The organism is Streptacidiphilus sp. EB103A (assembly GCF_041261405.1).
Classification (GTDB): domain Bacteria; phylum Actinomycetota; class Actinomycetes; order Streptomycetales; family Streptomycetaceae; genus Streptacidiphilus.
Map to the genome: position 1 here is coordinate 120,643 of NZ_JBGCAQ010000004.1, position 15,999 is coordinate 136,641.

The 15,999-nt window shown below is 69.8% G+C and carries 10 protein-coding genes; 3 read left to right on the plus strand and 7 right to left on the minus strand.

Annotated features, from left to right (window positions below; translation table 11 throughout):
• Window positions 1-18: 18 nt before the first annotated feature.
• The 3 genes from ABH941_RS07780 to ABH941_RS07790 form a co-directional block, all read right to left on the minus strand.
• Window positions 19-2,448: a glycoside hydrolase N-terminal domain-containing protein gene (locus ABH941_RS07780; protein WP_370127870.1), complete on the minus strand. Its 2,430-nt coding sequence runs from the start codon at window positions 2,446-2,448 to the stop codon at window positions 19-21.
• 94 nt (window positions 2,449-2,542) lie between these two features.
• Window positions 2,543-4,420, minus strand: coding sequence for a carbohydrate-binding protein (locus tag ABH941_RS07785; RefSeq protein WP_370127871.1), 1,878 nt, complete (start codon window positions 4,418-4,420; stop codon window positions 2,543-2,545).
• A gap of 148 nt (window positions 4,421-4,568) precedes the next feature.
• Window positions 4,569-5,756, minus strand: a complete 1,188-nt coding sequence (locus ABH941_RS07790) for an ROK family protein (protein ID WP_370127872.1) — start codon at window positions 5,754-5,756, stop codon at window positions 4,569-4,571.
• Between the two features lie 176 nt (window positions 5,757-5,932).
• On the opposite strand from ABH941_RS07790, the gene ABH941_RS07795 reads away from it, so the two are divergent.
• A complete protein-coding gene (locus ABH941_RS07795) occupies window positions 5,933-8,137 on the plus strand; it encodes an alpha-galactosidase (protein ID WP_370127873.1) in 2,205 nt (734 codons plus the stop codon).
• On the opposite strand, the gene ABH941_RS07800 is transcribed toward ABH941_RS07795, so the two are convergent.
• The gene (locus tag ABH941_RS07800) at window positions 8,103-10,328 is read right to left on the minus strand and encodes an MMPL family transporter (RefSeq protein WP_370127874.1); all 2,226 of its coding nucleotides are present in this window, start codon (window positions 10,326-10,328) and stop codon (window positions 8,103-8,105) included. The two genes, ABH941_RS07795 and ABH941_RS07800, sit on opposite strands and share 35 nt — an antisense overlap.
• A gap of 181 nt (window positions 10,329-10,509) precedes the next feature.
• Between ABH941_RS07800 and ABH941_RS07805 the strand changes: the two genes are divergently transcribed.
• Window positions 10,510-11,079: a TetR family transcriptional regulator gene (locus tag ABH941_RS07805; RefSeq protein WP_370127875.1), complete on the plus strand. Its 570-nt coding sequence runs from the start codon at window positions 10,510-10,512 to the stop codon at window positions 11,077-11,079.
• A gap of 69 nt (window positions 11,080-11,148) precedes the next feature.
• On the plus strand, window positions 11,149-12,699 hold the full coding sequence (locus ABH941_RS07810; protein WP_370127876.1) for an ATP-dependent DNA ligase: 1,551 nt from the start codon (window positions 11,149-11,151) through the stop codon (window positions 12,697-12,699).
• A 134-nt stretch (window positions 12,700-12,833) separates the two neighbouring features.
• Here ABH941_RS07810 and ABH941_RS07815 read toward each other — a convergent pair whose 3' ends face one another.
• The 3 genes from ABH941_RS07815 to ABH941_RS07825 are packed head-to-tail and all read right to left on the minus strand — an operon-like array spanning window position 12,834 to window position 15,450.
• Window positions 12,834-13,658, minus strand: a complete 825-nt coding sequence (locus ABH941_RS07815; RefSeq protein WP_370127877.1) for a hypothetical protein — start codon at window positions 13,656-13,658, stop codon at window positions 12,834-12,836.
• Entirely contained in the window at window positions 13,655-14,293 is a 639-nt protein-coding gene (locus ABH941_RS07820; RefSeq protein ID WP_370127878.1) for a hypothetical protein, read from the minus strand. The genes ABH941_RS07815 and ABH941_RS07820 overlap by 4 nt, the downstream gene beginning before the upstream one ends.
• Window positions 14,290-15,450, minus strand: a complete 1,161-nt coding sequence (locus tag ABH941_RS07825) for a tryptophan dimethylallyltransferase family protein (protein ID WP_370127879.1) — start codon at window positions 15,448-15,450, stop codon at window positions 14,290-14,292. The genes ABH941_RS07820 and ABH941_RS07825 overlap by 4 nt, the downstream gene beginning before the upstream one ends.
• Between the last annotated feature and the right edge of the window lie 549 nt (window positions 15,451-15,999).

Here is a 15,999-nt window from a genome sequence, read left to right on the forward strand (position 1 = left end):
CGACTCGTCCGGGCTCACTCAGAGGTTCCGCAGCGTGACGGACTGACCGGGCGTGACGCTGACCTGTCGTGAACTCCCGTTGGCGAGGAGGGTCGTGGCACGGCCGCCGACGCTCCTGAGCGTGAGCTGGGTGACCTTGCCGTTCTTCCAGCTGAGGTCGGCGACGAAGCCGCCGCGCACGCCCACGCCGGACACCGAGCCGGAGGCCGCCCAGGCGGCCGGCAGCGCCGGCAGCAGTTCGATGTGGCCCGGCCGCGAGTAGACCAGCATCTCGATCACCGCGGACGGGGTACCGAAGTTGGCCTCGATCTGGAAGATGCCGCGGCCCGTGCTGACCTCGTAGATGTCGAAGAGGTTCATCGCGCTGCCGTTGCTGCCGTTGACCGACGGCTTCAGGTTGGTGACGACCAGCTGGTACGCCTTCTCCGCGTTCTTCAGCCTGGCCCAGCACAGGCTGCGCCAGGCGTTGGCCCAGCCGAAGCTGGTCATGCCGCGCGCGGTGAGCAGGGCGGTCGCGCCGGCGAGGATGTCCTTCGGCGTGGAGTCGTCCGGACGGATCCGGTCGCCGGGGAAGAGGCCGATGAGCGGGGAGAGGTGACGGTGGGTGGTCTCACCCAGGTTGTCGGGCGTCATCCACTCCTCCAGCCAGCCGGTCGTGGGGCTGACCACGGGCAGGTAGAGGCGGTCACGCAGACCGTCGACGGTCGCGCTGTAGGCGGCGTCCTTCCCGAGCGCCGCCGTCGTGGTGTGGTAGTGGCCGAACAGGTTCCACACCAGCTCCTGGGCGTAGGTGATGCCCTTGGCGTCCAGCGGGCCCTGCTCCGGCGACCAGTCGCTGTCGGCGATCAGGACCTCGCGGGAGGCCCCGGACGCGTCCTTGACGGTGGTGGTGATGAGGCGCGCCTCCCAGAACTCCACGGCGCCCTTGATGAGGGGATAGATCTTCTGGAGGTAGGCGGTGTCCTGGGTGTACTCGTAGTGCTCGAACAGGTTCAGGCAGAGCCAGGCGTTGCCCGCCGGGTGCCACCACCAGCCGCCTCCGCCGTACGGGTTGGTGGAGATGGCGACGGTCCATCCGGCGATTTTGCCGCTGGAGTTGCGGTACCTGTTGGTCGAGCTGTTGAAGAGCCGCTGGGTGGTGTCCGTCCAGGAGGGCAGCTGCGCGAGGCAGTAGTCCGTGAAGGCGTCGAAACACGGGGACAGGCCCGCGCGGTCGGCGATCCAGTAGTTCATCTGGAGGTTGATGTCGGTGTGGTAGTCGGCCATCCAGTCGGGGTCGTTGCCGTCCAGCCACAGGCCCTGCAGGTTCAGCGGCAGGCTGCCGCGCGAGCCCGAGACCATCAGGTAGCGGCCGAACTGTACGTAGGCGGCCTCGAGTTCCGGGTCGGGGACGTTGTCCCGCCAACGGGCCTGCACCCGTCCCCAGGTGTCCAGCGCACGCTGCGCAGCGGAGGAGCTGCCCAGGTCGAGGGCGAACGGGCCGAACGCGGCCCGGAAGTCGGCGACATGGGTGTGCAGCAGGGTGGTCGCGGACTGGCCGGACGCGGCGAGGACCTTCGTCCGGGCGAGGTGCTCGGGGTCGACGGTCGGGTCGCGGTACTTCGCGGCGGCGTCGGGCGCGTAGTCGGTGCCGCCGCTGACGACGACGGTGAGGTCCCTGCAGCCGCTGAAGGAGATCGAGGTGCCGGCGACGCCGACCTTGCCGCTGCTGCTGTAGGCGGTGACGGCGGCGGCGTACTTCAGCCCGTTGGCGAGGGCGGCGCCGAACGAGACAGTGGGGCCGCTGCTGTGGGCGTTGGACTCACCATGGGTGCCGGCGAGGGAGACGGTGCCGGTGTAACTGCCGCCGCCGCCCTGGGAGAAGTGCAGGACGATGGCGTCGTCGGGGCGGCTGGCGAAGATCTGCCGTTCGTAGCCGACCCCGGAGACCTGGTACGAGGCGCCGACCAGCCCCTGGCCCAGGTCGAGGGTACGGCGGTAGTTGTCGACGGAACCCAGGTCGTGGCCGGGGATGTCGACGGTGAGCTGGGCGAGCAGCGTGTAGGAGCCGAAGTCGTCGCGGCCGTACGGGAACTGACCGTCGCTCTGCAGCGTGTCGTTGAGGCCGCCGGTCCACAGGGTGTCGTCGGTGATGGTCAGGAACTCGCTGGCCGGGTCATTGCTCGCGAGCGCTCCGAGGCGTCCGTTCCCGACCGGCAGGCCCTGCTGGATCATCGAGTTGGGAGAGCCGGGGGCCTGCCACCACAGCTGGTTCTTCGCGGCGTCGGCCGCCGACAGCATGGGAGACACGGTGGGGCGGAGCGGGGCCGCCGACGCGGTGAAGGCCGACATGGTGCCCAGGGTGGTGGCCACGCCGGCTGCGGCGGCGAGGGCGAGGAAGTTCCTGCGGCTGGGGCGGTTGTTGTCCGAGTTTTCCGAGTTGTCTGTTTCGACTTGCTGGATGTCCACGGCTCTGCACTCCACGGATCTGGTGAACGGCAAGGGTGGGAAGGCCGGTTGGGGGCGGGGCCCGGGGTGGTTTCGCCGGGCCCCGCGGCGCGGGTCAGCCGGAGGAGGGGACGTCGATCTTGTCGATGTCGGGTGCGTATCCGCCGCTGCCGCTGTCGAAGGTGATGGTGTTGGAGCCCGCTTTCAGTGCCAACTGGACGCTGACGGTGTCGACCGTGTTCCAGTCGCCGGTGGACGGGAACGGCAGGCTGGTGCCGTTGCCGCTGTTGGAGTAGACGGTCACCGAGCGGGGGTCGCCGCTGACGTAGGCGACGTCGACGGTGTAGATCCCGTCCTTCTTCACCGTGATGTCGTTGAACTGCAGCTTGCCGCCGAGGTAGAGGTTGCCGACCTTCAGGTTGTCCGAGCAGGCGGCGCAGCCGACGATGGAGGCGCCGCCGCTCAGTGTGTTGTTCAGCGACTCGGCCTCGTAGGTCGTGGTGGCCAGCCGGCTTCCACCGGGCTTGATGGTGAACAGCCGCGAACCGTGCGCGGGCAGTGCCTCGGTGATGCTGTCCTGGTGGGAGCCGAGGTCCTGCTTGTTCCACAGGTCGCGCACGGAGGCGCTGCCCTTGAAGCCGAACGACGCCCAGTCGGCGGTCACCGAGGCGGGCGAGTCGGCGAGGTTGAACAGGGCCACGGTGTAACTGCCGTCGGCGTTCCTGGTTCCCCAGACCTGCTGGTCGCCAACTGGGGTGACCGGACGGGCCACCGGCGAGCTGTTCTGGTCGACGGCGATGACCTCCCGGTTGGTGAGCAGGGAGAGCCCGTAGCTGTCCAGCTTGGTGAGGTCGTCACCGGTGAAGAGCGGCGACTTGTTGATGGCCCACAGGGTCATGTAGCTCTGCCGCTCGGCGTTGGTGATCCCGTCCATCTGCCCGTTGCCGACGTCGAGCGAGTCGAGGTCGTTCCAGCCGCCCGGGCCTGCCTTGTGGCTCCACGCGGGCGCGTCGTTCCAGCGTCCCTTCACCGAGTTGTTCCAGGTGACCAGAGTGCCGCAGTAGCACTCGACGTCGGTGTCGATGCGCCAGCCGTTGGAGTACTCCTGCCAGTCGGCGGCGTGCCCGATGTCCAGCGACCACGACAGCTCGAAGTGGATCGGGCGCCCGGTGGCGGCGATGGCCTGGTGCCAGGCGGCGACGTCGGGGACGTTGTTGTAGTTGTCGCCGGACTTGAACGAGCCCGGGCCCACGCCGTCCAGCTTGAGGAAGTCGTAGCCCCAGCCGGCGAGCAGCTGCGCCTGCGAGTCGATGTACTTCTGCGCGCAGGGGTTGCCGAAGTTCAGCTTGTAGGCGCTGTCCCAGCCGTTGGTGGTGCGCAGGTCCGGGTAGACGATGTCGGCGGTGGTGCAGCCGGGGGCGTTCCAGACCGGCACCTTGCCGCCGCCGTACGCACCCTTCTCCAGGCCGACCGGCAGGTAGATGCCGGCCTTGAGGCCCTTGGAGTGGATGTGGTCGGCGACCGCCTTCATTCCGTCGGGGAAGCGCTTCGGGTCGGGCGTCTGTCGACCGTACTGGTCGTACCCGGGCGTCCAGTTGTTGTCCATCCACCAGCCGGCGTCGATGTTGACGTAGTCGTAGCCGGCGCTCTTCAGCGTGGTGGCCAGGGCGTCCGTCTGTTTCAGGACGTTCGCCTCGGTGAGGTAGCTGTAGCTGCCGTTCGGGTTGAGGCCCGGGTACGAGGAGGACTGCATGCTCCAGCTGGACCAGCCCATGTAGGGCGTGGCACCGACGGCCGAGGCGGCGTTCGGCGGGGTCGTGGGGGCGGAGGAGGGGGTGAGGGTGGCAACGGCGGGGTGGGCGTTCGCCTGGGCGGCGCCGCTGACGGCGGTGGCGAAGCCGGCTGTGAGGGCCAGGGCCAGCATGGCTCTGGCCGTGCGGCGCAAGGCGCCGGCCGGGTTTTCGGGCAGGGGTGAGTACGAGGATGACCGCATGGGTCGAACCTCCAGTGGTGGGGTCATGGGGGGTACGCAAGAAACCGGGCTGGGCACGTGGGGGGCGTTCGGGTCTGCGGCTCAGCCCTTGCCCGTGCCGACGGTGAGAACGCTGATGAACCAGTGGTGGGGGTGCGGCTCTACGGCGTCATGGCTGCTCCTCGTACGTGTCTGATCCGATGAAGGACTGGATCGCGGTGGCCGCGGCCCCGCGCGCCCACTCCTCGAAGGGCAGCGGACGTGTCATCACGTCGCACTGCGCGGCGGTGCCGAAGGCGGACGCGGCGAAAGCGTCGCGGACACCCCCGGCGAACAGGTCGTAGGCGGCGAGTCCCTCGCCCGAGATGATCACGCGCTGCGGACCGAAGAGGTTGACCACCGAACCGATCGCCCTGCCGATGGCCTGGCCGGCCCGCGCGTACACCTCTCGTGCCCCGGGGTCGCCGCCGCGGGCCAGGTCCAGCGCATCGGCCGCGGTGGCCACGGGCTTGCCGGTGACCTCGCGGACTTCCCGCAGGATCGCCGGATCCGCCGCGATGGCCTCGACGCATCCGTTGTTGCCGCAGTGGCAGCGCGGACCGAGCGGGTCGATGGACAGATGTCCGATCTCGCCGGCCACCCCGTGCGCCCCCGACACCACCCGGCCGTGCACCACCAGGCCGCAGCCGACTCCGGCGCCCACGGTCACCAGGGCGAAGCTGGAGAGTCCCACTCCGGCTCCGAACCACTGCTCGGCGACGGTGAGCGCCCGTACGTCGTTGTCGACCGTGACCGGCAGACCGGTGGCGGTCCCGAGGATCTCGGCCAGCGGCAGGTCGCGCCACTCCAGGAAGGGCGAGTAACGCACCACACCGTCCGCGCGGTCCACATCACCCGAGACGGCGACTCCCAGGCCCCGCACCGGCGCACCAAATCCGTCGGCCTCTGTGAGGAGTTCCTGCACCAGCGCGGTGATCGAGGGGAGCACCGCCTCCGGTTCGCGGTTCGCCAGTGCGAGGTGCCGGGCGACCCGGACCCGGCAGCACAGATCGGCCAGGACGGCGATGATCTCGTCGCCGGTGACCTTGATCCCGATGAAGAACGCCCTGCCCCCGTCCACCCGCACCGGATTGGCCGGACGCCCGAGGGCGGACCGTGCACCCTCGTTCGGGTCCTCGACCACATAGCCGAGCTCCATCAGCGGGCGCACCGCCTTGGTCACCGCGGCTGCGGACAGCCGGGTCCGCCGCGCTATCTCGGCCCGGGTGAGCGGGCCGTGGGAGAGCACGGTCGTGAAGACCAGGGAAGCGGCCGGCGTCTTCGCCAGGACCGCCTCATGAGCAGAGGCCGAGGGCATGGCCGGAAACCTAGGTTCGTTCTTTTCCGCTGTCAATGAAAGAAACATGATCCCTTTGAAGTTCCTGAGGACACGGCATCTGATCAGCAAAGCCAAGCCGAGTCCCGGCTATTGACAGCCGATCAAAGGCACGCTTGGCTGCTCCTTGCTCAGACCTGCGGAGAGGACTTCACTCCATGCCCATCACCCCCGCGCGGATCGTCTCCCTGCGCGCGGCCGGCACCGCCCTCGTCGTGGAACTCACCGAGCCGGTGCCCCGAGTCCTCCACTGGGGCGCGGACCTCGGCGCCCTCTCGGACGCGGACCACGCCGCGCTGAGCCTGACCGCCGAGGCGGCCGCGCTGCACAACTCCCTCGACACGCCGCGCCGGTTCACGATCTGGCCGACCGAGGCGGACGGCTGGTCCGGCACCCCCGCCCAGCAGGGCCACCGGGCGGGCACAGCGACCACCCCGCGACTCGCCACCACCGGTGTCGACCACCGTGAACTGCCCGGCGGCGGAGCGGAACTGGTCGTGGAGCTCCACGACAGCGTCGCGGAGCTCGACATCGCCATGACCTTTCGGCTGGAGCCGTCGGGCGTACTGGGCGTGCAGACCCAGGTCACCAGCCGGGCCGACGCGACCGGTGCGGCGCCGTACGATCTCGCGGGCCTGCAGACCCTGCTGCCGCTGCCCGAACGGGCGGCCGAGGTGCTGGACTTCACCGGGAAGTGGAGCCGCGAACGGTCGCCGCAGCGCCAGCGGCTGGGCTTCGGCACCTACAGCCGGGAGGTGCGGCGGGGCAAGCCGGGTGTGGACTCGCCGTACCTGCTCGCGGTCGGCGTGCCGGGGTTCGGCTTCCGGGACGGCGAGCTGTGGGGGCTGCACGTCGGCTGGAGCGGTGACCAGCGGTACGCGGTCGAGCGCCTGCCGGAGGGCGCCGGCACCCACACCGCCGTTCTGGGCGGCGGCGAACTGCTGCGGGCCGGTGAGATCCGGCTCGGCCCGGGGCAGTCCTATCGCACGCCGGTCTGCTACTTCGCCTGGTCCCGGCACGGCCTGGACGGCCTCGCCGATCGCTTCCACAGCCTGCTGCGGTCCCGTCCGTCCCACCCGGCCGGTCCGCGCCCGCTGCTCCTCAACAGCTGGGAGGCCGTCTACTTCGACCACGGTTTCGACCGGCTGCGGCAGCTCGCCGACCGGGCCGCCGCCGTCGGCGTGGAGCGCTTCGTCCTGGACGACGGCTGGTTCCTCGGACGCCGCGACGACACCGCCGGCCTGGGCGACTGGACGGTGGACGAGAAGGTCTGGCCGGACGGCCTGTCACCCCTGGTCGACCATGTGCGGTCGCTCGGCATGGAGTTCGGGCTGTGGGTCGAGCCGGAGATGGTCAACACCGACTCCGGGCTGGCCCGCAGCCACCCCGAGTGGATCCTCGGCCCGTCGCAGGGGCTCGGCCCCAGCGCCCGCCACCAGTACCCGCTGGACCTGGCGAACGAGGACGCCTGGCAGTACCTGCTCGCCCGGCTGGACGCCCTGGTCGGGCACTACGCGATCGACTTCCTCAAGTGGGACCACAACCGTGAACTCCTTGAAGCGGTGCGGCGCGGGCCCGGCGGCGTGGACCGGCCGGGCGGCCACGCGCAGGTGGTCGCGCTGTACCGGCTGATCGACACCCTGAAGGAACGGCATCCCGGACTGGAGATCGAGTCCTGCGCCAGCGGCGGCGGCCGCGTCGACCTCGGCATCCTCTCGCGTACCGACCGGGTCTGGCCCTCCGACTGCAACGACGCCCTGGAGCGCCAGTCGATCCAGCGCTGGACCGGCCAGTTGCTGCCCCCCGAACTCGTCGGCACCCACGTGGGACCCTCCCCCACCCACACCACCGGCCGCCACGGGTCCGACACCTTCCGCCTCACCACCGCCCTGTTCGGACACGCGGGCATCGAACAGGACCTCACCCGCTGCACGCCCGAGGAGTTGGCGCGGCTGACCGAGTGGGCCGCGCTCTACCGGGAGTTCCGCCCGCTGCTGCATGCCGGGCGGGTGGTCCGGGCGGACCTGGACGGCGAGGCGACACTGCTGCACGGCGTGGTTGCCCAGGACGGGGCGGCCGCCCTGTTCTGCTGGGTCCGGCTGACCACCTCCGCCGAGGGCCAGTCGGGCCGGATCCGCTTCCCGGGCCTCGCCCCGGACGCCGCCTACCAACTCCGCCTCCGCACCGAGCTGGGCCTGCCCTCGTTCCACCAGACGACCGCTCCCGCGTGGGCCGGCCGCGCCCTGAACGGCTGGGTCGATCTGCCGGGCACGGTCCTCACCCTGGCCGGGCTGCCGATGCCCACTCTCAACCCGGAGCAGGCCCTGCTCATCGAGGTGCGGCGCCTGCCCGACCCGCGCTGACGGCGGTGCTCGGGGTGGGTTCGGCGTCGGTGAGCCGGTGTTCGAGGCGCTGTCCCTCGATGTCCGGGTCGGGAACGTAGCGGGCGAACCACCGCGGGTGGTACCAGACCTTCGATCCGATGATCGCCATGACCGCGGGGACGAGGGTGAGCCGTACGACGAAGGCGTCCAGGAAGACGCCGACGGCGAAGCTGAAGCCGACCGCCTTGATGGTGGGGTCCTTGGTGACCATGAAGGCCACGAAGATGGAGAACATGATCAGCGCTGCCGCGGTGACGACCCGTGCGGAGAGTGCGGTGCCGCGCTGGACCGCGCGGCGCGCGTCGCCGTGCCGGGTGAACTCCTCCTTGATCCGCGAGACGACGAACACCTCGTAGTCGCTGGAGAGTCCGAAGATGATCGCCATCATGATGATCGGCAGGAAGCTGATCGTCTCGGACGGGGTGATGCCGAACAGGTGCCTGCCCCAGCCCCACTGGAAGGTGGCGACCTGGGCGCCGACGGCCGCGGCCATCGAGAGCAGGAAGCCGAGGATCGACTTGAGCGGCACCAGGACGGTGCGGAACGCGAAGGTCAGCAGGATGAATGCCAGGCCGACCACGACGATCAGGAAGACCGGCAGGGCGCTGGAGAGTTTGGCGGAGACGTCGATGTTGGAGGCGGTGGTGCCGCCGACCAGGATGTGCGCGCCGGTGCTGCCTTCGATGGTGGTCCGGTTGTCGCGCAGGGTGTGCACCAGGGTGGCGGTGGCGGCGTCGTTGGGGCCGGACGCGGGGATCAGCCGGATCAGCGAGGTGCCGTTCTGGGCGGCCAGCGGGGTCACCTTGGCGACGTCGGGCATCCTGGCGAGGGCCGAGGCGATCTGCTGGGTGTCACTGGGGCCCGCGATGTCCTGGGCGACGATCAGCAGGGCGCCGTTGAAGCCGGCGCCGAAGCCTTCGGTGGTCAGGTCGTAGGCCTTGCGCTGGGTGGTGTCGGCGGCCTGTGAGGCTCCGCTGGGCAGGCCCAGCTGGATCTTCGTCGCCGGGATCGCCAGGATCCCCAGCAGGGCGACCGCGCCGATGACGACGGGCACGCGGTGGCGTACCACGAAGCGCGCCCAGCCGGCTCCGGCCGTGGTGTCCGGGTCGGCGGCGGAGCGGCGGGCCACCCGCGCGGCGCGGGCGCCGAACCCGGGGATCCGGGTGAAGCGGGCGACCCTGGTTCCGGCGAAGCCCAGCACCGCGGGCAGCAGGGTCAGCGCGATCAGCAAGGCGATGGCGACCGATCCCGCGGCGGACAGTCCCATCGCGGTCAGGAACGGGATGCCGACCACGCTCAAGCCGCACAGCGCGATGATCACGGTGAGGCCGGCGAAGACGACGGAGCTGCCGGCGGTGCCCATGGCCAGCGGCACCGACTCCTCCGGGGTCATCCCGTTGAGCAGGTTGGCCCGGTGCCGGGACAGGATGAACAACCCGTAGTCGATGCCGCAGGACAGGCCGAGCATCAGCGCCACCGTGGTCGAGGCGGAGGCGATGGTGATGACCGAGGCGACGGCGGTGATGCCCATCAGCGTGGTGATCACGCCGATGACCGCGCCCAGGATGGGCATGCCGGCGGCCGCGAAGGAGCCGAAGGTGATCATCAGGATGATGAAGGCGATGACCAGGCCGACCAGTTCGGGCGTCTCGGAGAGCTTCTGGTGCCAGCCGGGATAGACGCTGCCGCTGTACTCGACCTGGATGCCGGCGGCCTGCACCGGCTGCACCGCGGCCTTGACGGCGTCGAGGTTGGCGTCCTTGACGTCGGGCCCCTTCGCCGACCACTGCACCTGTCCGAGCGCGACCCTGCCGCTCGCTGAGACCAGGTGTCCGAGGTAGGGGTCCACGGCGTTGGAGACCTGCGGCACCGTCTTCAGCTTGGCCATGGCCGTCTCGATCGCGGCCTTCTCGGCCGGATCGGTGAGCTTGCCGTCGGCGGTCGCGAACACGATGGTGCTCTGGCCGCCGCCGAACGCCGGCAGCTTGGCGGACAGCACGTTCGAGGCGTTCTGCGCCTCGGTGCCCGGGATGGTGAAGGCGTCGTTGGTCTTGCCGCCGCTGGCCTGGGCGATGACGATCGCGGCGATCGCGGCGGCCAGCCAGATCCCCAGCACCAGCCACCGGCGCCGGAACGAGAAATGCGCAAGACGGTGCAAATACGTCGACATGGAAGGTCTCCACTGCTCGGTGCGGGTCTCGCAGTCTGCCGCCGACGCTACGCCGCTCACTTGCCGAGCGTCAAGCGAATGACTTGACGTGCGGATAGTGACTCCCTTGACGCACGACCAGTCATTGACTGGACGCCGTCCAGTAAGCTGGAAGCCGGGCCGCGAGCAATGAGGAGCAACGATGGCGTCGCACGTCAGAGGCATGTCCAGCCGAGCCGCACAGGCCGAGCGGACCAGGCAGCAGATCCTGGAGACCGCGCAGCGGCTGTTCGCCGAACACGGCTACGACGCCACCTCGATCCAGATGATCGCCGACGAGCTGGGGCTGACGAAGGCTGCGGTCTACTACCACTTCCGTGCCAAGAGCGACATGCTGCACGCGGTCATGGAGCCCGGAGTCCGGCGCATCGAGACCCTGCTGGACGAGGCGGACGCGATGCGGGGCCGACGGGCCCGGATCGAGCACGTGGTCGGTGGCGTCGTCGACTTCATCGTGCAGAACCGGCACTACGCGGTGATGGCCTCCAGCGACCCCGCCGCCAAACGGCACGACAAGGACGAGCACGCCACCCAACTGGCCCACCGCGCCCGCACCCTGTTCTTCGGCGAGCACCCGACCGCCACCGAGCGCATCTCCTTCACCGCGGCCTTCTCCGTCGTGGAACGCCTGCCGGAACTGGTCGACCTGACCGACGAGGAACTCAGGGAAGCCCTCCACGCCACCATGCTCCGCATCCTGCGCACCCCCTGACCCCTGGTCCGCTTCACGCCCTCGTCGGCGCCCCGGGCGGCTCCGGCCGAACCGGCTCACAATGGGGCCATGCAGCTTCAGCAGGTAGCCGCGGCCTCGCAGGCCACCGCTGCGGAGTCGGCCCGCAACGCGAAGGTCGCTCTGCTCGCCGACCTGCTCCGCGGGCTCGATCCGGCCGACCGGCACGCCGCCGTCGTCCTGTTGTCCGGCGAGTCGCGCCGGATGCGGGTCGGCGTGGGACCGGCGGCACTGCGCGACCTGCCCCCCGCCGCCGAGCAGCCGCAGCTGGGCGTCGCCGAGACCGAACAGGCCCTGCACACCATCGCCGAGCTGCAGGGACCCGGCTCCCAGGCCGAACGCCACCGGCTACTCGATTCCCTCCTCTCCCGGGCCACCGCCGAGGAACAGGCATTCCTGCGCGCGGTGCTGGTCGGCGAGCTGCGGCAGGGCGCGCTGGACGCCGTGATGGGCGACGCCGTCGCCAAGGCCGCCGGAGTCCCCGTGGCGGACGTCCGCCGGGCGCTGATGTTCCGGGGATCGGCAGCCGCCGTCGCCGACGCGGCGATGACCGGCGGCACGGCTGCGCTCCGCGCGTTCAGCCTTGAGCTCGGGCGACCGGTACGGCCGATGCTGGCCGCCTCCGCGCCCGACGTCGCAGCCGCCCTGGACCGCATCCGACCCGCCGCCCTGGAGTGGAAACTCGACGGCATCCGGGTTCAGGTCCACCGCGACGGGGACCGGATCGGCGTCTTCACCCGCAGCCTGGACGACATCACCGCCCGCGTCCCCGAAGTCGTGGAGGCGGTACGGGCGCTGCCGGTGCGTTCGGTCGTGCTCGACGGCGAGGCCCTGGCCCTGGGCCCGGACGGGCGCCCCCAGCCCTTCCAGGTCACCGCCGCGCGCACGGCCTCCCGCAAGGACACCGCGGCGCTGCGCGCCAAGGTCCCGCTGAGCGTCTTCTTCTTCGACCTGCTCCACCTCGACGGCGCCGACCTGCTGGACGCGCCCGCGCAGCGCCGCGTCGACGCCCTGGCGGCTACGGTGCCGGCGGAGCTGCGGGTGCCCAGGCTGGTCACCGCCGACGACGGCGACGCCCGTGCGTTCCTCCACGACTCCCTCGCCCACGGCCACGAGGGAGTCATCGTCAAGGACCCGGACGCCCCTTACGCGGCCGGCCGCCGCGGCGCGGGATGGATCAAGGTCAAGCCCCGGCACACCCTGGACCTGGTGGTCCTGGCCGCCGAATGGGGCAGCGGACGCCGTCGGGGCTGGCTCAGCAACCTGCACCTGGGAGCACGGGCGGACGGCGCGGAAGGACTGCCGCAGGGCACGGGTGAATGGGTCATGCTCGGCAAGACCTTCAAGGGCCTCACCGACGAGATCCTCGCCTTCCAGACCCGCGAACTGCTGCTCCGAGAGGTCCGCCGGGACGACTGGGTGGTGTACGTCCGCCCCGAGCTCGTGGTCGAGATCGCCATCGACGGCCTGCAGCGCAGCCCCCGCTACCCGGCCGGACTGACCCTGCGCTTCGCCCGGGTCCTGCGCTACCGCGACGACAAGGGCCCCGCCGACGCCGACACCATCGCCACCGTCAGGGAGCTCGCCGCCGAAGGGCTGTGACCGCCGCCGGAACACGGTCAGCGGACGACGTCGAAGACCTCCTTCTGCAGGCAGTTGGACTCTCCACCGACACTTTGGAGCCCGTTCTGGGCATATCCGTCAGGCCTGAGGTCCGGGTCGCGGGGTTCCCGTTCCTACTCCATGAGTCGTGATCGCCAGTGGGTGAGGCCTTGCACCAGGTCGCTGTCGGCGGAGGTCAGCCTCATCAGACAGCTCTCGATGTAGTAGAGGTAGAGCGGGATCAGCTCAGCGTGGAGGAGCTCGGTCAGGCGCTCTGCCGAGTCTGGCTGTCCGTGACGCGCCCGGGTCGCGGCACGGACGAGCTCTGCCGCGGCCGGGGTGGACTGCCCTAGGTGGTACTGGATTGCGTCGTCGGTGGATCCGGGCACGGCATGGGCGGCGGTGTAGAGGAACCTGACGGGGAGCAGGACGGCTTTCGTGAACCGTCTGATGTCGCTCACGAGGCGTTCTGGCCTGTGAAAGTCGGCCACCACGGGGCCCGCGGCGAGTACTTCCAGCGCGAAGCCGATGCTGTCGATCAGCAGCACGCGGGCATCTGGCTGTTCCACGTCGCGGCGTACGTCGGTGCCGAGCAGCAGTACGCCGCTGTTCTTGAGGTCGAGTCGGTCGACGGCCGGGAATCTGCCGTCGTCCTGGTTCGCGCGGAGCGCGGGCAGGGAACTCCAGAACACCGAAAGGCGCTGGTAGTCACCCCCCGTCTGGTGGAGGTCGATGGTGAGACGGTGGATGGTCTGTTCGTCGTCTTGGCGGGAGTTCCTGAGCACGAGACCGAGGTCGATGTCGCTGACGGCGGGCGCGAACCCGCCGTGCGCCAGACTTCCGAGGGCGTAGGCCGCGACGAGTCGGTCGGTGAAGGTCTGCTGGAACGCGTTCGCGCAGCGCTCGGCGATTCCGGTGGCGGAACCGGAGTCGAGGGTCTCCTGGGGGAGGGTGCTCATGCCTGGCCTGCCGCGTCGTGCAGGGCCAGCTCGGCAATCCTGTCGGAGACCATGGTGATGATCTGCCAGGCGCGGTCGAGAAGAACGAGGACGTCGTCGAGTTGCCAGTCCTGGCGCTCGGCGAGCAGGCGGTAGCCCATCTCGATGTGCTCCAGGTCGGCTTCGTCGTGCAGGGCGAAGTAGCTGTTTCCGGGAAAGGCCAGGGACCCGGCGTTGCTGAAGGTCAGGCTGCCGGCTTCCAGTACGAGGTGGGCCAGGACGACGCGCTGCACGCCGGGCAGGGTGCGGAGCTGCTCGACGAACCACGCGGCTCCGGCCTCGACGACGGGATCCCAGCTTGAGGTCCGGGCGCTTTCGTGGCTCTCCGCCAGGATCTCGTTGTGGCCGACCTCTTCCTGCTGGTGCTCAATCGCGAGCGCCTTGAGTTGGGGGTCGGTCTCGAAGGCGGCACGGGCGTTGATCATCCGCTGGAACGCGTTCGACCACGGTGTTACGTGCACAATCACGGCGTCCTTGACGGGTCCCGGTGTCGCGGGGTCCTGCAGTAGACCGATCAAGGAACTGGAGCGGTACGCCCGGACGTGCTGATCGTTCCTGGCGGCGACTGCTTCGAGCGGCGCGGTCATGGTGGTCATACGTTCTCCTCCCGGAGGACTCGCCGCGACTGCTGTGACGGCGGGCTGGGCAGAACAGCCGGTGAGGGGTACACCGGAAACCTGAAGTAGACGGAAACGTCGCCGCCATCAGCGAGCGAGCGGTAGCTGACCAGCTCCTGGAGCCCCCGGCTCTGGTTCAGAGGCCGAGGCGCCACAGCGTGGAGCAGCGCGTGGTGGCGCTGCGGGTCGATGCCCTCGTGTGCCAGCAGCGCGCCGATTCTGGCCGCGGCTTCCGCGTCGGACGCGGTGAAGCTCGACACCCGGAAGTAGGTGCTCGCCTCGTCGGCGCGCGGGACGTCGGGCCGGAAAGCCAAGCAAGTCAGTGGGGTGCTTCCCGCGGCATCTGGCGCGTCGCCGAGCAGAGTCCGGTAGGCCGAGCGAGCCCGGACCGGGTCATGGGTCAGCGCGAGCGATGCCATCTGCTGCAGCACCGCGACGCTGTTGCTGTGGTTGCGGAAGTACACCTTGGCCCGGCTCCGCGCACTGTCGTCCAGGTCAAGGGCGAAGAACTCCAGCTCGCGCTCTACGCCGTCAATCTGCGCTCCCCCGGAAACTCCCGCGGAAGCGTCGGTCCACGCGGCGCCCATCCCGAGGCGTTCCATCGCCTCGCCCACCCTGGCGTAACGTTCCTGCAAGGCCAGGGAGTACAGCCCGAAGTAGATTTTGAAGGCCGGTGGATGCCCCGGCAGCCAGGCCAGCGAATGCCAGACGGGAACCGGCGCTGCCGCCTGGCCGGCGCTCGGCGCGAAGACGTCGGCCACCTTCTGGAGGCGGTCCAGGCTGACCAGTGGTTCCCTGGCCAGCCGGTTCGTCAGGTCCGCGGCAGCGGTCCGATTGGAAGCCGCAGTGATCGGTCTGGAGGTGCCCAGCGCCTCGAACAGGATGCGAAGCTCTGGTCTCCCGCGTGACCACTTCACCGACAGTTCGGCGGGGAAGCCGTCGGCGGCGACATAGGAGGGGAACGGGCTCGACCGCCCGACGGGTATGTCACCCCAGGGCCGCAGGACAGCACCGAGCTGGCGCGCCGCAGACTCCGTCATGAGTTGCTGCAGGCCGAGCCCGTCGCACATGTCGGCCCAGCGCTCACGTAGGAAGCCACCGATGGAGCGTTCTTCGCAAGAGAAGCTGCTGTCCACTCACCCTTCCGATCTCCAAGCGCGCCGTCCCCTCACCTCCTGGTGTTTGATCGACCCTCACGATCGGGACGAGTCCCGTCGCTCCGGGCGATGTGCAGGAGGCCTTCATGGGGGCCGGCGCGATCACCATCAGCAAACCCTCCAGGCATGCCCAACCGGAATGAGAGCAAACGGATTTGAGCAGGTGTCCATGGTGCGACATTGCCCACACGTGCAATGCCTTGCACCGTGCCGGATTGTCCTCACCCACCATTTCCGTGAGATGCCCAAGCGGTTCCTTCCACGCCCCGCAGTAGCTTCTGGCATGGGGAGCCCTGCTCGTCGGGGTGTTCATGACACTGAGCGACTCTGTCGGGGATCTTGGGGGCTACTTGCCTTGGCGCCACCAGAGCGGTCGAGGGAGGTGGCGGGAGTCGGTGTACTGCTGGAACGCGGTTGGCCGACGGGTGGGGGTGGCTTGTGGGTCGTGAACGCGGGCACGGCTGGGCGGGCGGCCTCAGCGTCCGGCATCGCGGCGTTCTGTGACGTTTCACCTGCACGTCGGGGCCC